Raw genomic sequence first — 19540 nt, 5'->3', positions numbered from 1 at the left:
GTTTCAGGGGGTGGGTAGACAAGAATCCGCCCATCGCGAACCTGTCCTGTGCCTCGCGCGGCGCTTTACGCTATACTTGTCCGCGCAAGGGCGATTGGCGCAACGGTTAGCGCAGGTGCTTTACACGCACAAGGCTGGGGGTTCGAATCCCTCATCGCCCACCATTGAACGATTTACGGCACCGGCAACGGTGCCGTTTCTTGTCAGCGCCCAGTGCAGAGGGATTCGAACCCCCTGGGGCGCGAAGCTGAGAAAATGCGTTGAGCATTTTCCAGCGGAGCACGCAAGGATGCCGAAGGCATCCGCAGCGTCACCGGCGCGCGCAGCGCGGCGGTGATATCCCTCATCGCCCACCATTGCTTAGGTAACGGCGTCGCGGCGGTACCGTTTTGACAAGAATGAACCCGGGCCCATCTTGTCACGGCGACAAGAATGTACCTGGCACCATCTTGTCGGGCGATTCGCGCGGTTCGGGCTACAATGGTGCGCGACGGTTCCCCGCGACCAAGGAGGGCCCATGCCCCATACCGTGCTGCCCGATATTCCCACCGGCGAGCTCCGTGAGCGACTCTCCCGCGTGCGCTACGTGTTCACTGACCTCGATGGCACCATGCTCGCGCCGGGTTCCTGCGCGCTCACCGATGCTGCGGGTAACCCGAGCCTCGATCTGGTCGCCACGCTCGTCGACCTCAAACGCGCCGGCGTCGAGGTCATCCCGTGCTCGGGGCGCAACCGCTCCATGCTGCACGAGGACTCGCGCGTGTTCGGCCTCAACTCCTATATCGGCGAGATGGGCGGCCTGCTCATGCTCGACCGCGGCGACTCGCGCTGGGAGTACTTCTGCGCCGACATGCCGTTCAATCCCATTTGGGGTTATTCGCCGCACGAGTGCATCGAGGCCACCGGCATCCTCGACGAGTTCTCCAACCGCTGGCCCGGCCTGCTCGAGTACCACAACGACATGTCGACGGGCTACAAGCACCGCGAGGTGACGGTCGGCCTGCGCGGCGAGATTCCCGACGAGGAGGCGTGGGAGATCATCCGCGCATCCGGTGCGGAGCTCGATTGGGGCGACAACGGGTATCTCAACTACATCTCCGCTCCCACGACGCTCAAGCTGCCCGAAGGCGTTAAGGGCCGGGCGTTCAACATCATGCCGCGTGGCCTCAACAAGGGGCGCGGCATCGAGCGGTTCTGCGAGCTGCGCGGCATCGACCTTGCGCAGACGCTCGCCATCGGCGACGCGACGTCCGATTTTCTCATGGCGGATTACGTGGATACGTTCTTCTTGGTCGAAAATGGTCTCAAGAACCCGACGGCCGAGGAGTTCCTGGCGGCCCACGACAACGCGTTCGTCACGCGCGGGCGTATCGTCGACGGTTGGGTTCAGGGCATGCGCTGCCTGCTCGCGGCGCTCGCGTAGGAAGGGGCGACGGGGTCTATGGCGGATTTGGGAGACAATCGGCCCATCGGCGTGTTCGATTCGGGCTTGGGCGGCCTGACGGTGGCGCGCGCCATCGCGACGACGCTGCCGCACGAATCCATCTACTACGTGGGCGACACCAAGCGCTGCCCGTACGGCGTCCGCACCGAAAGCGAAGTGCGCTCGTTCGTCCTGCAGGCGGGACGGTGGCTCGCCGCGCGTGACATCAAGATCATGATCATCGCATGCAACACCGCGACGGCCGCCGGCCTGCGCATCGCCCAGCAGCTGCTACCGATTCCGGTCATCGGCGTGATCGCGCCGGGTGCCCGCGCGGCCATCAACAGCACGCGTACGCGCAAGGTCGGCGTGCTCGCCACCGAGCTCACGGTCCGTTCCGGCGCGTACACCCGTGCCATCCGCGATCTGGATGCCGGCGTGTCGGTCTACGGTTGTCCCGCGCCGAGCTTCGTCGAGATCGTCGAGAACGAGCTTGCGACCGGCGCGCACTTGCAGGAGCGCTGGCTGCAGGACGGCGACGTGTTCGACACGCCCGAGAACCGTGCCGAGGTGGCGCGCACGCTCAAGCCGATCATCGAGTCCAACGCGCAGGTCGATACCGTCGTGCTGGGCTGCACGCATTTCCCGCTGCTCGTGAACCCGATCCGCCATGCGCTCGGACCGTCCGTCCGCGTGGTGTCGTCGGCCGAGGAGACCACGCGCGAGCTCATCGACATCCTCATGCGCCGCGAGCAGCTGGCGGGCGACGACGTGGTGCCCGAGCATCGCTTCGCCACGACGTCGGACAACATCGCCGAGTTCGCCGCGGCGGGCAGCTTCATCTTCGGGCAGCCGCTCAAGAGCATCGAGCACATCAGCCTGGACGAGCTCGACCGGTCCTAATGGGTTGGTTGGGGACGAGTTCCATCCAACCCATGGCTGGTTGGGGTTGGTTGGGGACGTGTTCCATTCAACCCATTCAACCCATCAGATGGGTTGAATCGAACACGTCCCCAATCAACCCATCGAGATTCACCGCAAAGGAGTAGACGGATTATGGAGCATATGGAGATCAACCGCGCGAACGGGCGCGCAGCGGACAGGCTGCGCCCGGTCAAGCTCACGCGCGAGGTCATGAAGCACGCACTCGGATCGTGTCTGGTCGAGTTCGGCGACACCCGCGTGCTGTGCGCGGCGACGATCGAGGAGGGCCTGCCCGCATGGCGTCGTGCGAGCCGCCAGGGTTGGGTGACGGCGGAGTACGCCATGCTGCCTGCATCCACCAACCGCCGCAGCAAGCGCGAGACGGGCTCGCGCAAGGGCCGCTCCATGGAGATCGAGCGCCTGATCGGCCGCAGCCTGCGCACGGTCACCAACCTGCGCGCGCTCGGCGAGTACACGGTCACGGTCGACTGCGACGTGATCCAGGCCGACGGCGGCACCCGCACGGCGAGCATCACCGGCGCCTGGGTGGCGCTGCACGACGCGCTCATGACCTGGGTCGAGGCCGGCAAGATTCCGCGCCTGCCGCTCACCGGCCAGGTCGCCGCGGTGTCCATGGGCGTGGTCGACGGCGCCGAGCTGCTCGACCTCGATTACGTCGAGGATTCCCGTGCCGAGGTCGACATGAACCTCGTCGCCACCGACACCGGCGAGATCGTGGAGATCCAGGGCACCGGCGAGCGCACGCCGTTTTCGCGCGAGCGCCTGGGCCGCCTGCTCGATCTGGGCGACGCGGGTATCCGCGAGCTTATCGACCTGCAAAACCAGGTCACGCTGTTCCGCGACGACGACTAGACGCCGCCGCGCCGAAAGGAAGGGAGGGCGCGATGGCCCTGGAGAAGATCGATATCGATACGCTCGACCCGGCGCGCACCATCGTGGTGGCGACGGGCAACATGCACAAGCTCACCGAGATCGAGGAGATCCTGTCGCGCGTTCTGCCCGATGTGGCGTTCGTTGCCTTGGGGCAGCTCGGCGAGTTCGACGACCCGGAGGAGACGGGCACGACGTTTTTGGAGAACGCGCTGATCAAGGCGCAGGCGGCGGTCGAGGCGACGGGCCTTCCCGCCATTGCCGACGACTCGGGCCTGGCGGTGGACGCGCTGGACGGCGAGCCGGGTGTGTACTCGGCGCGCTACGCGGGCGTGCACGGCGACGATGCGGCCAACAACGCCAAGTTGCTCGACAAGCTCGCCGACGTGGACGATTCCGAGCGGACCGCGCGCTTCGTGAGCGTCGTGGCGCTGATCGACGTCGACGGTCTGGTGACCTACGGCGAGGGGACCTGCGAGGGCACGATCGCCCATGAGGGACGCGGCGAGAACGGCTTCGGCTACGATCCGCTGTTTTTGCCCGATGACACGCCCGGCAAGACGATGGCCGAGCTCACCCCGGACGAGAAGAACTCGATCAGCCATCGCTTCCATGCGCTGCAGGCGCTGTCCGCCAAGCTTTCGGGCGAGGACGCATGAGGGCGGTCGTCCAGCGCGTCACGCGTGCGAGCGTGACGATCGACGGCGAGGTGACCGGCCGGATCGGCGCGGGATACGTCGTGCTGCTTGGCGTCGGGCAGCACGACACGCGCGTGCAGGCCGATACGCTGTGGGGCAAGCTGCGCGGCTTGCGCATCAACGAGGACGATGCGGGCAAGACCAACCTGTCGCTTGCCGACGTCGACGGTGAGGTGCTCGTCGTGTCGCAGTTCACGCTGTACGCGAACTGCCGACGCGGGCGGCGGCCGTCGTTCACCGATGCGGCGGACCCCGCACTCGCCAACGAGCTGTACGAGTACTTCGTGGGTCTCGTGCGTGCGGACGTGGAGCGTGTCGCGACGGGGACGTTCGCGGCGAACATGCAGGTCGAGCTGGTCAACGACGGGCCGTTCACCATCGTGCTCGATACCGATCAGCTCGCGTAGCGCAGCGCCCGGCGCCCTCCATGGGCTTGCCGTCCGCACGCGTGAGATTCGAGAACAAAGCGGCGTGCCCCCGTGTCGGATGCGGCACGGGGGCACGCCGCTTTGTCATGGCGTGACGGAGACCTGGGGTTATTGCGTGCTCCGTCGCGCTGTCGTGCAATATCGATTTCAGCCTGCTATACTCGGTGCGTTTGTGAATACAGTGGGGTTATTCTGTGCATTTCCGCCCACGCACGAGGAGGCGCTATGGAAGAGCTCGAAGTCAATCATGTGGACGAGATCCACGAGAAGCTGTCGGATATGATCGGTCAGCGTGTCAAGGTCAAGGCCAACATGGGCCGCACGCGCGTCGTGGAGCGCATGGGCTGCATCAAGACCGTCCATCCGTCCGTGTTCATCGTCGAGGTCGACGAGCGTCGCGGCCGCAAGTCGCGTCAGTCCTACCAGTACGTCGACGTGCTGACCGGCACCGTGGAGCTGTTCGATCCCGAGTCGGGCGAGCACCTGTTCACACCGCTCGGAAACCAGCTCGAGGAGCACTAGTATGGATCGCGCCGCGCGCCTGCAGGTGACCGCGCCCGCCAAGGTCAACCTGTACCTGGGTATCCATACCGTAAAGGATGCGCGCGGCTACCACCGGGTCGATACCGTCATGACGGCGCTCGACCTGGCGGATACCTTGACGTTCACGCCCTCCGGTGCGCTCGAGGTGACGACCGTGCCGGATGCCGGCATTCCCATGGAGCGCCACAGCGTGTACCGCGCCGCGCTCGCCATGGGCGAGGCATTCGGGCGCGCGGTGGATTTCGCGATCACCGTGGAGAAGAACATCCCGCTGCAAAGCGGCCTTGGCGGACCTTCCGGCGATGCCGCCGCGGCGATCGCGGGCATCTGCGCGTATTGGGATGTCGAGCGTACCGACCCGCGCGTCGTCGATGTCGCCCGCGGCATCGGCGCGGATGTCCCGTTTTTCCTGTACGGCCCGCCCGCCTACCTCGCCGGTGCCGGCGATGAGCTCGTCGAGGTGTTCGAACCTGCAGGGGAGCTTCCCGTGGTGCTCGTCAAGCCTCGGAGTGGGGGAGTGTCCACGGTCGAGGCCTACCGCACGTTCGATGCCACGCCGCAGCAGCTCGGCGACCTGCCGCGCATGCTCGATGCGATGCGTTCGCGCGATCGGGATGCGATCGTCGCCGGTGTTTTCAACAACCTTGCCCCCGTTGCGATCGAGATCCTGCCCGTCATCGGTGAGATCCGCTCATGGCTGCGCGGACTGCCCGGCGTGCGCGCAGCGGAGGTGTCCGGTTCGGGCGCGACGGTCTTTGCCATCTGCGAGACCCGCGAGGATGCCGAACGTATCGCGTGCCAGGCGCGCGACCGACACGATTGGTGGTCCTGCGCGACAAAGATGGAGAAGTCGGGACCGAAGGTAACTGTGTGCTAGCTTTCGCGCGCGGAGTGTGTTAGGATAATCGAGCTTTCGGGTTGTGGCTCAGTTTGGTAGAGCACCGCGTTCGGGACGCGGGGGTCGCTGGTTCAAATCCAGTCAACCCGACCAGTGAATGTGAACAGGCCAGTGCGGCTTCCGCACTGGCCTGTTTTGCTATGTAGCGCGAGGAATCACGTCTGACGCTCTTGCACATGGGCCCACGCGCGGGGCAAGGTGGGCAATTTGTTCAGATATGAAGGTCGGCAACTGATTTGGCTTGAGAAAAAAGCTAACTTAGCAATAGCTTGTTTTGTGCACTCTGGATAGCGAGTCGGCAGAGTTCGCTGAGAAGCCGCAAGACGGTCAAAACGACAGTGTTTTAAGGGTCCGCACAGGGCCGAAACCTTCATATCTGAACAAATTGCCCTAAAGGGGTGGCTGCGTTCCTCACAATGCGGTCCGAATCGCCGCGGAGGCCGTGGGAATCGCCCTTTTGCGCCGCGCGCCCGGGCAAGAGGATCCCCTTGGCATACCGAAACGGTGTGAAGCAGAAGGCCGCCGCCCCACGCGTTTTGCTCTACCATAGTACCGTGTACGAATCGAGCCGTCACACCGCGACACGATGGGAGCGTGAACCATGAAGACCATCATCGACGAGGCGAAAGCCCTACAGGAGACGATCGTCGAGGACCGACGCTGGCTGCACAGGCATCCGGAGATCGGTTTCGACCTGCCCCAAACCCAGACCTATGTCCGCGAGCGTCTGGAAGCCATGGGCTACGAGGTGAGCGTCCCGTGCGATGGTGGCCTGCTCACCCAGGTCGGCGACCCGGCGAGCGGTCCGTGCATCCTACTGCGTGCCGACTACGACGCGCTACCCGTCGAGGAGGAGACGGGCCTGCCCTTCGCATCCGACAACGGCAACATGCACGCGTGCGGTCACGACACGCATGCCGCCATGCTGCTCGGCGCCGCGCGTATCCTCAAAGATCACGAGGCGGAGCTCAAGGGTTGCGTCAAGCTGCTGTTCCAGCCCGACGAGGAGGGCTGCGCGCCGGTGGACATCTGCGGCGGCGACGCGGTGCTCGCCGGCGGCGTGCTCGAGAACTCGCACGTCGATGCCGTAACCGCCCTGCACGTCCAGGCGATCGATTTTGAGAGCGGCGCGCTGTACACGCGCGAGGGCACGATCTTCTCGTCCATCGACGACATCGACGTCGAGATCACCGGCAAGGGTGCACACGGTTCCACGCCCCATATGGGCATCGATCCCATCAACATCGCCTGCCATATATACGAGGGCTTCCAGAACCTCATCGCCCGCGAGGTCGACCCCACGCAGGTCTGCGTGGCCACCTTCGGCAAGATCGAGGCCGGCCGCGCCGCCAACGTCCTGCCCGAGACGGCGCATATGCTCGGCACGCTGCGCACGCAGGACGCCGAGGTCCGTCAGGGCTTCAAGGAGCATGCCGAGCGCATGGTCGCGGGCATCGCGGACGCCTTCGGCGGCGAGGCGACCGTGCGCTTCCTGCGCGGCGTGCCCAACACCTACAACGATCCCGAGCTTACCTGTGAGCTGTCCGGATACGCCGACGAGCTGTTCGGCGAGCCGGTGCAGACGCTTGCCAAGCCGTTCTCGGGCACCGACGACCTGGCGATCCTGTCGCAGGTCGTGCCCACGACGTACTTCATCCTGGGCACGGGCACGCTGCCCGGCCACGAGGGCTGCGGCATGCACCATCCGAACGTCGACTTCGACGAGTCGGTCTTCTGGAAGGGCGCGGCGTTACTCGCCAACAGCGCGATTGAGTACCTCTCGCATCGCACCGAGTAGATCGCTACCGCCGATGCCAAGGCGATGCGGCGCCGGCCACCACGTCCGAGTTTCGGGACGCGTCCGTCGCGGGCATCTTGCCCGCACGTGGCACGTCCCCTTTAAAGAGGGAGGAACCTTATGGCGGAGAAAGCGAAGAAGAAACGGGGCATGCCCACGTCGTTTACCATCCTGTTCGGCTGCCTTGTGTTCGTGGCGCTGTGCACGTGGGTCGTCGCGGCGTTCACGCCCGACGTGACGGGCGCCACGCTCGCGCAGGTCATGCAGGCGCCGTTCGCGGGCTTCAAGAACGCGATCGACGTGTGCCTGTTCGTGATCGTGCTCGGTGGCTTTTTGGCTATGGTCAACAAGACCGGTGCGCTCGACGCGGGTATCGCCACGCTCGTGCGCAAGCTGGGCGATCGCGACACGCTGCTCATCCCGGTGCTCATGCTGGCGTTCGGCATCTGCGGGTCCACGTACGGCATGATGGAGGAGACCATTCCCTTCTACATCCTGCTCGCGTCGGTGACCTACGCCATGGGCTTCGACTCGATGGTCGGTGCGCTCGTCATCCTCATGGGTGCCGGCCTGGGCACGCTCGGCTCCACGGTGAACCCGTTCTCGGTCGCCATCGCGTCGGCCGCGCTCACCGACATGGGCATCGAGGTCAACCAGGGCATCAACATCGGCGTCGGCTTTTTGCTGTTCGTGATCGCCGAGGCCATGGGCATCGTGTTCGTCATGCGCTATGCCAAAAAGGTCAAGGCCGACCGCGCCGCCTCCGCGATGACCTCCGAGGAGCTCGCGCGCATGGATGCGGCGTATGCGGAGGGCTCCGAGCACGCCTCCGACCTCGCGGGCGCCACGCTCACCGCCAAGCAGAAGTTCGTGCTCGTGCTGTTCGCCCTGTCCTTCGTGGTCATGATCGTGTCGTTCATCCCGTGGGAGAGCTTCGGGATCGGCGTGTTCGCCATCGGCGGGACCGCCGACGACCCGAGCACCGCGTGGAGCGCCGTGCTCACCGGCTTGCCGCTCGGCCAGTGGTACTTCACCGAATGCGGTATCTGGTTCTTCGTGATCTCCATCGTGATCGGCATCGTGGGCGGCTTGTCCGAGAAGGAGATCGTCAACACCTTCATCGACGGCGCCTCGACCATGATCTCGACGGCGCTCGTGATCGCCGTGGCGCGCGCCATCTCGGTGCTCATGTCCGAGACCGGCTTGGACGTGTTCGTGCTCAACGCCGCCGCGAGCGCGCTGGCCGGCGTGTCCGCCGTGGTCTTCGCCCCGGCGAGCTACGCGTTGTACTTCGTGCTGTCGTTCCTCATCCCGTCGAGCTCCGGCATGGCGACGGTCTCCATGCCTATCATGGGCCCGCTGGCCGACAGCCTGCATTTCTCGCCCGAGATCATGATCATGATCTACGTGGCGGCGCACGGCGTGGTGGCCATGATCACGCCGACCAACGGCGTCATCGTGTCCGGTCTGGAGCTCGCGCATACGAGCTACACGAGCTTCCTCAAGCTCACGCTCAAGTTCTTCGTGGCGCTCACCGTCGTGACCGCCGCGGTGCTGACGGTGCTGATGCTGTTCCTGTAGCGGCCGTCTGAGACAGCGATTCCGTTCGGTCACGTTATGCAGCCGAACGGGACGGGGCGGAGCGGATCGGGCATGGGACCCGTCCGTTTCGCCCCATGTTCGCGATGCCGACCCGCGAAACTCGCGTGTATAATATGGCGATGTTGTCCGTACCGAATCGGCGTTGTATACTCGTTCGAGCTGGAATGCGCCCCGCGGGCCGCCCGCGGCCGGTGCTTCCCGTCGAGTTTGCCATGTAACATGGGAGGAAAAGTATGTTCCCTAAGGGTTTCGAGTGGGTTGTCATCCTCATCGTCGCGCTGCTGATCTTCGGCCCCAAGAACCTTCCGAAGCTCGGTGCTTCGTTGGGTAAGACGGTGAAGAACATCCGCGAGGGCATGTCCACCGACGACGTCGAGTCCGAGGAGGAGCCCGAGTCCGAGGAGGACAAGGAGATCCGCGAGCTCGAGGCCAAGCTCGCCGAGGCCAAGGAGGCCAAGGCCAAGAAGGACGAGGGCCCGATCGACGAGGACTAGTCCCGCCTCGATACGGGGTGAGCGATGACCGGCTTCCCCGGTGGGGCGAGCCGGTCATTTTGTGTTTTGGAGTACCCGGCGCCGCGCGGCGCCGATGACGGAAACGTTGCAAGGAGAAGCACGCATGGATGCAAGCGAGATCGTACTGACAGCTGAGGGCCGCCAGAAGCTCGTCGAGGAGCTCGAGTGGCGCGAGGGCGAGAAGACCCGTGAGATCGTCGAGCACATCAAGGAGGCCCGCGCCTTCGGCGACCTTTCCGAGAACGCCGAGTACGATGCCGCCAAGGAGGAGCAGGCCAAGAACGCCTCCCGCATCGCCGAGATCCAGGCCATCCTCGCCAACGCGCGCGAGGTCGAGGCGGGTGCCCACGGCCTGACCGTCTCCATCGGCTGCACGGTGTCGCTGGTCGACGGCGACGGTGTGGCCACCGACGTCACCCTGGTGGGTACCACCGAGACCAACTCGCTCGAGCACAAGATCTCCAACGAGTCCCCGGTCGGCCGTGCCATCATCGGTCACGGCGAGGGCGAGACCGTCGAGGTCATCACGCCGTCCGGCAAGTCCCGCGTCTACACCATCACCAAGATCACGCGCTAGGCCATAAGGTCCCGCGCCACGCAGTTCGCTCGCTCCCTGGGACCTTGGGCCTCGGGGAGCGTTTTTCGTAGAGGAGAAGCCATGGAAGCCAACCAGAACGCCCAGACGGACGCCGCGTCCGCCTCGACGCTCAACGACGAGCGCGCCCGTCGCCTCGCCGACCGCGCCGCGATGCTCGAGGCGGGCAAGAACCCCTATCCCGAGCACTCCGACGTGGAGCACCACGTCGCCGACATCGAGGCGGCCTATGCGGAGCTGCCCGCGGGCGAGGACACCGACGACGTCGTGAAGATCGGCGGCCGCGTGGTCGCCAAGCGCGGTCAGGGCAAGATCATGTTCGTGGTCCTGCGCGACCCGACCGGCGACATCCAGCTGTTCTGCCGCATCAACGATATGCCCGCCGACGCCTGGGAGCTGCTCGGCGAGCTCGATCTGGGCGACATCGTGGGCGCTGAGGGCGTCGTCGTGCGCACCAAGCGCGGCCAGCTGTCCGTCGCCCCGAAGAAGCTCACCCTGCTGTCCAAGGCGGTCCGCCCGCTGCCCGAGAAGTTCCACGGCCTGTCCGACAAGGAGACCCGCTACCGCCAGCGCTACGTCGACCTGATCGTCAACGCCGACGTGCGCGAGACCTTCGCCAAACGTTCCCGCATCGTGAGCGCCTTCCGCCGCTACATGGAGGACAACGGCTACATGGAGGTCGAGACGCCCATCCTGCAGACCATCCAGGGCGGCGCCACGGCCAAGCCGTTCATCACGCACTTCAACGCGCTCAACCAGGAAAACTACCTGCGCATCGCCACCGAGCTGCACCTCAAGCGTCTGCTCGTGGGCGGCTACGAGCGCGTGTTCGAGCTGGGTCGCATCTTCCGCAACGAGGGCATGGACCAGACGCACAACCCCGAGTTCACCACCATGGAGGCGTATCGCGCCTACTCCGACCTCGAGGGCATGAAGGAGCTCGCCGAGGGCGTCATCAAGGCCGCCAACGCCGCGGTGAACGATTCGGAGCAGATCGAGTACCAGGGCACCGTGATCGACCTGTCCGGCACCTGGCCGAGCCGCCCCATGACCGAGATCGTCTCGGAGGTCATGGGCCGCGAACTCAACCTCGACACGCCGATCGACGAGCTGCGCGCCGCCGCCGAGGAGTGCGGCATCGAGGTCAAGCCCGAATGGGGCCCCGGCAAGCTCATCGCCGAGATCTACGACGAGCGCGGCGAGGACTCCATCGTGAACCCCACGTTCGTGTGCGACTATCCGGTCGAGGTGAGCCCGCTCGCCAAGCGCTTCGAGGACGATCCGCGTCTCACGCACCGTTTCGAGCTCGTGATCGCCGGCCATGAGTACGCCAACGCCTTCTCCGAGCTCAACGATCCCGTCGACCAGGCCGAGCGCTTCGCCCGCCAGATGGAGGAGAAGGCCGGCGGCGACGACGAGGCCATGGAGTACGACGAGGACTACGTGCGCGCGCTCGAGTACGGCATGCCGCCGGCCGGCGGCATCGGCATCGGCATCGACCGCGTGGTCATGCTGCTCACCGATTCGGCGTCCATCCGCGACGTGCTGCTGTTCCCGCACATGAAGCCCGAGCGCGGCAGCGCCAACGGTGCCGCCGCCGCACGCGCCAAGGATGCTAAGGCCGCCGGCGCCGCCGCATCCAACGTCGCGCCCAACCGCAAGCCGACGATCGACTTCTCCAAGATCGCCGTCGAGCCGTTGTTCGCCGACTCCGTGGACTTCGAGACGTTCAGCCGTTCGGACTTCCGCGTGGTCAAGGTCAAGGATTGCGTGCTGCCGCCCAAGAGCAAGAAGCTCCTGCAGTTCACGCTCGACGACGGTTCGGGCACCGACCGCACCATCGTGTCGGGTATCCACGACTACTACGAGCCCGAGGATCTGGTCGGCCGCACCTGCGTGGCCATCACCAACCTGCCGCCGCGCAAATTCATGGGCATCGAGAGCTGCGGCATGCTGATCAGCGCCATCCATCAGGAGGGCGACGAGGAGCGTCTGAACCTCCTCATGCTCGACGACGCCATCCCGGCGGGCGCCAAGCTGTACTAAGAGGCTGCGACTGCGATATACCGCACGCTAACGCAGGCCGCCCGGTCTCCCGTGGGAAAATGGGGACTGTCCCCATTTTCCCACGGGAACCGGGCGGCCTGTTTGTCCTGTCGATGGGAAAAGAGTGTCTGTCCCTATTTTCTTGTCCCTATTTTCCCGCTGTCCCCATGTTCCCTTTCGCTGCGCTACCATGCAGGGGTGGGGAGGTGCCGCAGATATGCAGGACGGACAGCTTCATTATCGCTACGAGAACGCGAGTGCGAATCTCAGGCTCGAGCACTACGTATATCGAATCGGTTCGTACCACTACAACTGGCACACCGATTTCGAGCTGCTGGTGGTCGTGAAGGGTTCGGTCGAGCTGTGCGCGAGCGGTGCGCGTTACGTGCTCGACGAGGACGATATGATTCTCATCAACCCCAATGAGGGCCATGCGACGCTCGGCTTGAGGCAGGACAACACCGCCATGGTCCTCCATATCGACCCTGCGTTCTTCCGTGGGTATTTCGGTACCGATGAGATGGTGTCGCTGCGGCTCGTGTCCGATCCCGCGCGGCGATCCGACCCGCGTTTGGCGACCATCCGCCGCTGCCTGGCGCAGCTGATGGTGCTGAGCGCTCGGAGCGACCCCGCATCGCGTCTTCACTACGACGCATCGTTCTATCGCCTGATGTCGGCGATCGTCCCAGAGGGGTCCGGGCGCGAAGACGCCGATACGTTCCGGATCGACCATGGTGGCAACGACGTGGTCAACAAGTTGGTCGCTTATATCGAGAGGAACTATCGTCGTCGCGTCACCTTGGCCGATCTTGCACGCAAAACCGGCTACAACACGAGCTACATCTCCCAATTGTTCAAGGACAAACTCGGCATCAATTTCTCGGATTACCTCACGCGCGTGCGCCTGGCGGCGGCGACTGCGGCGTTGAGCTCGAGCGATGCGCGTGTGAGCGATATCGCCGCCGAGTATGGATTCGCCGACCTCAAGGCGTTCAATGCCGCGTTTAAAAAGACCTTCGGGAAGTCGCCTACGGAATACCGCGGGTTGCTGTCCGCTGACAATCGAGCGACCGATACGGTCTTTAAACAGGTATTCGTCTCCGCCGATGATGAATACGTCGGCATGAAGCTGGCGGGATACATCGCCGGGCGATCGGATGGGGACGCCGCGGCCGTTACGCGGAAAACGACTCCCTTCGATGACAAGGCGTTGGACGATTTGCGGCGTTCGCTCGAGGAGATGCGCTCCTCGCTCGAGCAGGCGACGGCGATTGCCGCCGAGCTTACAACGCACTGAACGGTCGCCGACATTCTAGCCCGCATCGTGCATCTCCGCTTACCGGCGCTTGTCGACCGTTCGCCGCGTGTCGCCTGACGTACGGGGAATTCTGTTTTCCAATGAATCGACATGCGGCACATCTTTAGCTCCCGTGCATGTCGAATCTCCCGTCCTCATCGACAATAATACCAAATAATCGCAGCTAGATGATGCTTTGCGTCGAAAGGCGCCCTTTATATCCAGGGTGCTGCGTCGTGGTGTCGCACCGTTCGCCCGGCGCATCGCCGTGACGGGAGAGCGCCTGCAAAATTGGAAGGAACCTCGCTTCCCCACGCCGTAATCTTCAAATCGTCGAAGCCCGAAAAAACCCGACGACAGCAGATAACCTGCAGGTCACGGCATGCGGGCAATCAAATCCCATCCAGATAAGGGAGGTAGAGCAGGTGGAGAACAACGAGAGCTTGGAGCGGTTGACGAACATCGTCGCCGACTTCACCAGTCTGGTGGGCAAGCGTCTGCCCGACGACGTCACGGCGAAGCTCAAGGAGCTTGCCGACGCGGAGACGGTCCCCATGGCGCAGATGATCTACAAGACCATGGCCGCCAACCAGGAAAAGGCGTGGGAGCTCAACCGTCCGTCGTGCCAGGACACGGGCCTCATCCAGATGTTCGTGAGCGTGGGCAGCAAGTTCCCCTACATCGACGAACTTGCCGACGTGCTCAAGGAGGCGGTGTTCCGCGCCACGCAGAAGGCCCCGCTGCGCCACAACACCGTCGAGACCTTCGATGAGAAGAACACCTACACCAACGTCGGCACCAAGTCCCCGTGGCTGTACTGGGATATCGTCCCGGGCGATGACAAGGTCAAGATCCACGTGTACATGGCGGGCGGCGGTTGCTCGCTGCCCGGTTCCGGCAAGACCTTCATGCCGGGCGAGGGTTACGAGGCGGTCGTGAAGTTCGTGCTCGACCTCATGACGTCCTACGGCCTGAACGCCTGCCCGCCGCTCATGGTCGGCATCGGTATCGGCACCTCGATCGATTCTGCGGCCTACATGTCCAAGCTCGCGCTCATGCGCCCGGTGGGCAGCCGCAACGGCAATCCGCTGGCCGCGCAGCTCGAGGAGGAGCTCATCGACGCCATCGACAAGGTCGGGCTCGGTCCGCAGGGTCTGGGCGGTTCCGCTTCGGTCATGGACGTGCATATCGAGAACTCCGCGCGTCATCCGTCGGTGCTGTCCTGCGCGGTCAACGTGGGCTGTTGGTCGCATCGCCGCGGCACCATCGTGATCGATTCCGACCTCAACTACGAGCTTCTTACCCACAAGGGGGTTGAACTGTGAAAAAGGTACTCCACACGCCGGTTTCCGCTGAAGATCTGAAGGACATCCACGTCGGCGATGTCGTCTATCTGACCGGCCACATCACCACCTGTCGCGATGTCGCGCATCGTCGCCTCATCGAGCTCGGTCGCGAGCTGCCCATCGACCTTGAGGGGGGTGCCATCTTCCACGCCGGCCCCATCGTGCGCAGCACGAAAAACGAGGATGGCACCGAGACGCACGAGATGATCTCGCTCGGACCCACCACCTCCATGCGCATGGAGAAGTTCGAGAAGGAGTTCATCGAGCAGACCGGCGTCAAGGTCATCGTCGGCAAGGGCGGCATGGGTCCGAACACTGAGGCGGGCTGCAAGATCGGTCCCGCTATCCACTGCGTGTTCCCTGCCGGTTGCGCGGTGCTCGCCGCCACCGAGGTCGAGGAGATCGAGGATGCCAATTGGCGTGAACTCGGTATGCCCGAAACCCTGTGGACCTGCCGTGTGAACGAGCTCGGTCCGCTGATCGTCTCCATCGACGCCGAGGGCAACAACCTGTTCGAGCAGAATAAGGTCACGTACAACGAGCGCAAGGAGGACGTGCTCGACGAGCTGTACGACAAGGTGCACTTCATCAAGTAGCGCCTCGCCTTCGGAGACGAAATCGCCTTCCCTTCAGCGCTGAGATACCCGTGTGCAGACGAGCAGCGCTTCTTTCCTTTGCCGGGCGCGGCGAGCCATTGCGTCGATCATCATCTCGCCGCGCCCACTCCTCATTTCCGAGGCATGACGCTCCGGATCGGAGCGGATCCCATGTGTTTCGACAATTCGATAGCTCGCTGTTATAGGAGGTGCTTTCCCCTTGCTGACCGTTTTGGCTCTCGCCATGATCGTGTGCTTCATCGTGTTGCTGTCCATGAAGAAGCTCTCGGTTTTCAACGCGCTCACCTTGGTCCCGCTCGTCTTCGGCGTCATCGCGATGTTCGTCACCGGTGCGAGTTTCTCCGATCTGTTCACGTGGATCAAAGAGGGCATATTCTACACGGTTGACTATGAGACGCAGAGCGCGTCGATGGGCGTCATCTCGCCCGGTTTGACCATCCTGTTCTCGATCCTCTACTTCGACCTTATGCTCGGCGTCGGCCTGTTCGATCCCGTCGCCGCGTTCTTTATCAAGATGGCCAAGGGCGACCCGCTCAAGGTGCTCATGTCCACCGTCATGGTCTCGTCGGTCGTCGCGTTCAACGGCGATACCACGACGACGATCATCATCTGCGTGTCGGCGTTCATCAACCTGTACAAGCAGTTGGGTCTCAAGTTGATCTACCTGGCGATCATCATCGTGGCGCCCATCGGCATCTGGAACCAGCTTCCGTGGGGCGGCCCGACCATCGCGGCGGCCACCGCGCAGGGTATCGAGGTCAACGAGCTGTTCGCCACGCTGCTCCCCGGTCTTATCGCCGCGCAGGTCACCGTCATCGCCATCACGTACTTCATCGGTCGTAAGGAGCGCAAGCGTCTTGGTTGGTCGCCTGATGACGCCAAATCCGTCTCGCCCGAGCAGCTCGATCGCATGATCGCCGCCGTGCGCGACAAGGATGTCGAGCTCAAGCGCCCGAAGCTGTTCGTGTTCAATCTCGTGCTGACGCTTGTCGCGGTCGTATTGCTCATCCAGGGTGAGATCCACGGCTCGATTATCTTCATGCTCGCCTCGGCCATCGCGCTCGTGGTGAACTACCCGAACGTCGATGAAAGCTCGCAGCGTCTCGAGGACCTCGCCGCCGATGTGCTGCCGACTGCGGTGATCACGCTCGGTGCAGGCGTGTTCTCCGGCGTGCTGACGGGTTCCGGCATGGCGACGGCACTGGCGAATTTCATCGCCGGTATCATTCCGACGCAGCTTTCGAGCCACATGGCGCCCATCTATGCCATCATCGCCACGCCTGCCATCTGCTTCCTGCCGCAGGATGCGTTCTATTTCGGAATTGCGTCGGTCATGAAGGATGTCATGGCGCAGTTCGGCATCACTGCCACACAGGCCGCCGTCGCCTCGATGGTGGGCCAGGCGTTCCGTCTGGTAAGCCCGGTTATTCCCGCCCTGTACATGCTGTGCGGCGAGTGCAAGCTCAACTTCGCCGAGTTCATGAAGGAGTACGGCAAGTATTACGGCCTGATTCTGCTCGCTGTATACCTTGTGGTCTACGGCGCCGTCGGTTCCCTGCCGTACTAGGGCCGAACAACGTCATCCTCTCTTTTCTTACGCAAGAAGCGGGTCGCTTGGGAAACCGGGCGGCCCGCTTCTTTTGCGGCGGTGGGAAAAAGGTGCCTGTCCCCATTTCCCCACGTGGGAAAATGGGGACAGGCACCTTTTCCCACCGCCGCTAGGGGGAGCGTGGATATGGAACATGGAACGGATGGTGTTTCACAGCACATGGCTGCCGGATTGACATCGGTGCAGTTGCGCGTCGTGGCGACGCTGGGGTTTTGCGGGCTCGTGTCAGCGGCAGACAACTGGTTCGTGTCGCCGGCGCTGCCCGCCATCGCCCAGACGCTCTCGGTGGCGCCCGTGGCGGCGACGATCATCCTGACGGCGTACATGCTGCCCTACGGCACCTTGCAGCCGGTATGCGGCTCCATCGCGGACCGCATCGGGCGGTTGCGCCTACTGCGCATCATCGTGGCGGGGCTGTGCGCCGGGACGTTTCTGTGCGCCGTCGTGCCGAGTTTGCCGTTGCTGGTCATCGCGCGCATTGTGACCGGCTGCTTTGCGGCGGGCATCATCGCGGTGTCGCAGGCGTTCGTGAGCGACGTGGTGGCACTCGAGCAGCGTGGGGGAGCGGTGGGCATCCTCATGGGGATCACCTTTACCGGCCAGGGACTCTCGGCGGGACTCGGCGGTATTCTGACCGACGTCGTGGGCTGGCGTGCCGCGTTCGCGACGTTCGGCGTGCTGGCCGCCTTGGCGTGGGTAGGGCTGTTGGGTTTGCGCGAGCCGTCGCACCGTGCCGCGGCAGATGACGGTTCCACGCGTGCGGACGCTGCATCCAGTGTCTCGCATTCCGAGCCCGCGCGCCCGGCCGCCGCGTCGGATGCCTCTCGTGCGGGTAACCCGATCGCGGTGTTCCTCCGGTCGGCGGTGCGCATCTTTTTGGGGACGCGCCGGACGGTGTATCTGCTCGCCTGCTCGACGGGCCTGTTGTTTTTGGGCGTCTACGGGCTCATGGGCACGTTTTTGAACCAGGTATGCGGCCTGAGCTCGACCCAGGCGGGGCTCGTCATGATGTTCTACGGCGTGTGCTGCCTGCTCGGGGGATCCGTGTCGGGCAAGCTCGGGGCGCGTCGAGGGATCGTCGGGGTCATTCGAATCGGCGAGCTGTCGGGTGTGCTGGCGGTCTGTGCGCTCATGGTTTCGACGGCCACGGGCTCGTGGGTCCCTGCCCTCGTGGCCGCGGCGTGTTTAGGGTTCGGCTACATATCGGTGCAGCCCTCGCTGGTGACGCTGTCGATGGACGCCGACCCGTTGCAGGTGGGGCTTTGCACCGGCCTGATCGGTTTCGGCGTCTTCGCGGGTGGCGGCGTGGGGTCCGCCCTCGGCGGTGCCGTGTTGACGGCGGGCGGCTACCTCGCGCTGTGGGCCGTGGCGGCGCTGGGGTTGCTGCTGCAATTCTTCGCAAGCATCCGCCTCAAGGGCTGATGTCCCAAAAGGGGCCAGGAGAAAAGTGGGACACCGGTGTCCAAAAAGGGCCAGGAGAAGTTTGGGACATTCGGACCGCCGTCGCCCACTGTGCATCTGCGGAGCGTTTTAGCAAATAAAACGTTCCGAAACTGCACAAGCGAGCGTCAGGGCGCGTCCGGCCCCTCGGGGCACGTGAGAACCATCGAGTGTTCCGTCACCCTTCCGTCTCGCCGAACACGGGAACGGAACATGCGGGTTTTGCGATGTGAGTGTTTTATTTTGAAAACCCTTTGTATGCCGTTGCGATAGCAATTCGCTGAGCAGGGCTTTTGCGATGCACGCCGCGCCGTATACTCGGCAGTCACGGAATAAAACACTCACTTTGTAAAACAGTTGTATAAAAAGCGCACCGGACGCAGTGAAGCTGTGCGTCCGGTGCGCTAGAAACAATACGCATCGATATATCGCCGAAAAGCGACAATCCTACTTCTTGCCGAACAGGCCACCCAGACCCTCGGCGATGCCGGAGAGCGGGGAGTCGCCGAGGATGCCGCCCAGGTTCTCGGCGATGCTGCCAAGATTAAGGTTGCCGAGGTCGAGCCCCTCGGGTAGCTCGATGCCGCCACCCATGACGGCGTCCTTGACGTGGTCGACGACGCCGGAAAGATCGGCGCCCTCGAGCTGATGGCCCGTGATGCCCTCGATGGCGCCGGCGGGATCGGAGAGAATGTCCTTGATGGTCTCGGGGCTGTTGCCGAGGTGCTCCATAACCTGGTCCGTGATAGCCTTGATGTCCATGATGATCCTTTCAGGGTCGGTATACGGGCTAGAGCCCGTCTGAGACTATACCGGCTTGTACCCACGTTAACCAGTCCATTAACGATTCGATGAGCACCCTACCATGAC

At 63.9% G+C, this 19540-nt stretch carries 18 protein-coding genes and 2 tRNA genes; 19 read left to right on the top strand and 1 reads right to left on the bottom strand.

Translation table 11 applies throughout. The features are described from left to right. The first annotated feature begins 88 nt into the window (after positions 1-88). From I6E04_RS04170 to I6E04_RS04080, 19 genes are all read left to right on the top strand, one after another. Positions 89-164: transfer RNA gene (locus I6E04_RS04170), tRNA-Val, on the top strand. Positions 165-517: 353 nt separating this feature from the next. After that, positions 518-1423 carry an HAD family hydrolase gene (locus I6E04_RS04165; protein WP_235421906.1) on the top strand — a complete coding sequence of 302 codons (906 nt, stop codon included), beginning with the start codon at positions 518-520 and terminating at the stop codon, positions 1421-1423. Positions 1424-1441: 18 nt separating this feature from the next. Continuing rightward, on the top strand, positions 1442-2326 hold the full coding sequence (gene murI / locus I6E04_RS04160) for a glutamate racemase (protein WP_235421905.1): 885 nt from the start codon (positions 1442-1444) through the stop codon (positions 2324-2326). Positions 2327-2479: 153 nt separating this feature from the next. Then, positions 2480-3220, top strand: a complete 741-nt coding sequence (gene rph, locus I6E04_RS04155) for a ribonuclease PH (RefSeq protein WP_235421904.1) — start codon at positions 2480-2482, stop codon at positions 3218-3220. Between the two features lie 32 nt (positions 3221-3252). Then, on the top strand, positions 3253-3897 hold the full coding sequence (rdgB, locus tag I6E04_RS04150; RefSeq protein WP_235421903.1) for an RdgB/HAM1 family non-canonical purine NTP pyrophosphatase: 645 nt from the start codon (positions 3253-3255) through the stop codon (positions 3895-3897). Next, a complete protein-coding gene (gene dtd, locus I6E04_RS04145) occupies positions 3894-4343 on the top strand; it encodes a D-aminoacyl-tRNA deacylase (protein WP_235421902.1) in 450 nt (149 codons plus the stop codon). The genes rdgB and dtd overlap by 4 nt, the downstream gene beginning before the upstream one ends. 246 nt (positions 4344-4589) lie before the next feature. Further along, the gene (locus I6E04_RS04140) at positions 4590-4886 is read left to right on the top strand and encodes a Veg family protein (protein WP_235421901.1); all 297 of its coding nucleotides are present in this window, start codon (positions 4590-4592) and stop codon (positions 4884-4886) included. Between the two features lies 1 nt (position 4887). Then, positions 4888-5784, top strand: coding sequence for a 4-(cytidine 5'-diphospho)-2-C-methyl-D-erythritol kinase (ispE, locus tag I6E04_RS04135; protein ID WP_235421900.1), 897 nt, complete (start codon positions 4888-4890; stop codon positions 5782-5784). Between the two features lie 37 nt (positions 5785-5821). Beyond that, a tRNA-Pro gene (locus I6E04_RS04130) sits at positions 5822-5898 on the top strand. 508 nt (positions 5899-6406) lie between these two features. Then, on the top strand, positions 6407-7603 hold the full coding sequence (locus I6E04_RS04125; protein WP_235421899.1) for a M20 metallopeptidase family protein: 1197 nt from the start codon (positions 6407-6409) through the stop codon (positions 7601-7603). Positions 7604-7723: 120 nt separating this feature from the next. After that, positions 7724-9184, top strand: coding sequence for a YfcC family protein (locus I6E04_RS04120; protein WP_235421898.1), 1461 nt, complete (start codon positions 7724-7726; stop codon positions 9182-9184). Positions 9185-9438: 254 nt separating this feature from the next. Then, positions 9439-9699 (top strand): twin-arginine translocase TatA/TatE family subunit, encoded by a 261-nt coding sequence (gene tatA, locus I6E04_RS04115; RefSeq protein ID WP_235421897.1) that lies wholly within the window; start codon positions 9439-9441, stop codon positions 9697-9699. Between the two features lie 124 nt (positions 9700-9823). Continuing rightward, the gene (gene greA / locus I6E04_RS04110; protein WP_235421896.1) at positions 9824-10297 is read left to right on the top strand and encodes a transcription elongation factor GreA; all 474 of its coding nucleotides are present in this window, start codon (positions 9824-9826) and stop codon (positions 10295-10297) included. A gap of 81 nt (positions 10298-10378) precedes the next feature. After that, on the top strand, positions 10379-12361 hold the full coding sequence (gene lysS, locus I6E04_RS04105; RefSeq protein WP_235421895.1) for a lysine--tRNA ligase: 1983 nt from the start codon (positions 10379-10381) through the stop codon (positions 12359-12361). Positions 12362-12578: 217 nt separating this feature from the next. Next, positions 12579-13658 carry a helix-turn-helix transcriptional regulator gene (locus I6E04_RS04100; RefSeq protein WP_235421894.1) on the top strand — a complete coding sequence of 360 codons (1080 nt, stop codon included), beginning with the start codon at positions 12579-12581 and terminating at the stop codon, positions 13656-13658. Positions 13659-14083: 425 nt separating this feature from the next. After that, on the top strand, positions 14084-14983 hold the full coding sequence (gene ttdA, locus I6E04_RS04095; protein WP_235421893.1) for a L(+)-tartrate dehydratase subunit alpha: 900 nt from the start codon (positions 14084-14086) through the stop codon (positions 14981-14983). Continuing rightward, positions 14980-15600 (top strand): L(+)-tartrate dehydratase subunit beta, encoded by a 621-nt coding sequence (gene ttdB, locus I6E04_RS04090; RefSeq protein ID WP_235421892.1) that lies wholly within the window; start codon positions 14980-14982, stop codon positions 15598-15600. The genes ttdA and ttdB overlap by 4 nt, the downstream gene beginning before the upstream one ends. 220 nt (positions 15601-15820) lie before the next feature. Then, positions 15821-17188 carry a citrate:proton symporter gene (locus I6E04_RS04085; protein ID WP_235421891.1) on the top strand — a complete coding sequence of 456 codons (1368 nt, stop codon included), beginning with the start codon at positions 15821-15823 and terminating at the stop codon, positions 17186-17188. A 201-nt stretch (positions 17189-17389) separates the two neighbouring features. Then, complete coding sequence (locus I6E04_RS04080; RefSeq protein ID WP_235421890.1) at positions 17390-18652, top strand: MFS transporter; 1263 nt, start codon at positions 17390-17392, stop codon at positions 18650-18652. 465 nt (positions 18653-19117) lie between these two features. Here I6E04_RS04080 and I6E04_RS04075 read toward each other — a convergent pair whose 3' ends face one another. Continuing rightward, positions 19118-19432 (bottom strand): hypothetical protein, encoded by a 315-nt coding sequence (locus I6E04_RS04075; RefSeq protein WP_235421889.1) that lies wholly within the window; start codon positions 19430-19432, stop codon positions 19118-19120. Positions 19433-19540: the final 108 nt, after the last annotated feature.

This window comes from Collinsella tanakaei, assembly GCF_021531055.1.
Classification (GTDB): Bacteria; Actinomycetota; Coriobacteriia; order Coriobacteriales; family Coriobacteriaceae; genus Collinsella; species Collinsella tanakaei_B.
Note: the sequence above shows the minus strand (reverse complement) of the source record. Positions and strands in the feature narration are given on the sequence as shown.

Bases quoted from the DNA above. Each gene is read 5' to 3' on its own strand.
- ispE (WP_235421900.1), top strand. From the start codon at position 4,888: ATGGATCGCGCCGCGCGCCTGCAGGTGACCGCGCCCGCCAAGGTCAAC.
- I6E04_RS04100 (WP_235421894.1), top strand. From the start codon at position 12,579: ATGCAGGACGGACAGCTTCATTATCGCTACGAGAACGCGAGTGCGAAT.
- I6E04_RS04165 (WP_235421906.1), top strand. From the start codon at position 518: ATGCCCCATACCGTGCTGCCCGATATTCCCACCGGCGAGCTCCGTGAG.
- I6E04_RS04140 (WP_235421901.1), top strand. From the start codon at position 4,590: ATGGAAGAGCTCGAAGTCAATCATGTGGACGAGATCCACGAGAAGCTG.
- greA (WP_235421896.1), top strand. From the start codon at position 9,824: ATGGATGCAAGCGAGATCGTACTGACAGCTGAGGGCCGCCAGAAGCTC.
- I6E04_RS04075 (WP_235421889.1), bottom strand. From the start codon at position 19,432: ATGGACATCAAGGCTATCACGGACCAGGTTATGGAGCACCTCGGCAAC.
- rdgB (WP_235421903.1), top strand. From the start codon at position 3,253: ATGGCCCTGGAGAAGATCGATATCGATACGCTCGACCCGGCGCGCACC.
- I6E04_RS04125 (WP_235421899.1), top strand. From the start codon at position 6,407: ATGAAGACCATCATCGACGAGGCGAAAGCCCTACAGGAGACGATCGTC.
- I6E04_RS04120 (WP_235421898.1), top strand. From the start codon at position 7,724: ATGGCGGAGAAAGCGAAGAAGAAACGGGGCATGCCCACGTCGTTTACC.
- rph (WP_235421904.1), top strand. From the start codon at position 2,480: ATGGAGCATATGGAGATCAACCGCGCGAACGGGCGCGCAGCGGACAGG.
- lysS (WP_235421895.1), top strand. From the start codon at position 10,379: ATGGAAGCCAACCAGAACGCCCAGACGGACGCCGCGTCCGCCTCGACG.
- tatA (WP_235421897.1), top strand. From the start codon at position 9,439: ATGTTCCCTAAGGGTTTCGAGTGGGTTGTCATCCTCATCGTCGCGCTG.
- I6E04_RS04080 (WP_235421890.1), top strand. From the start codon at position 17,390: ATGGCTGCCGGATTGACATCGGTGCAGTTGCGCGTCGTGGCGACGCTG.
- dtd (WP_235421902.1), top strand. From the start codon at position 3,894: ATGAGGGCGGTCGTCCAGCGCGTCACGCGTGCGAGCGTGACGATCGAC.
- murI (WP_235421905.1), top strand. From the start codon at position 1,442: ATGGCGGATTTGGGAGACAATCGGCCCATCGGCGTGTTCGATTCGGGC.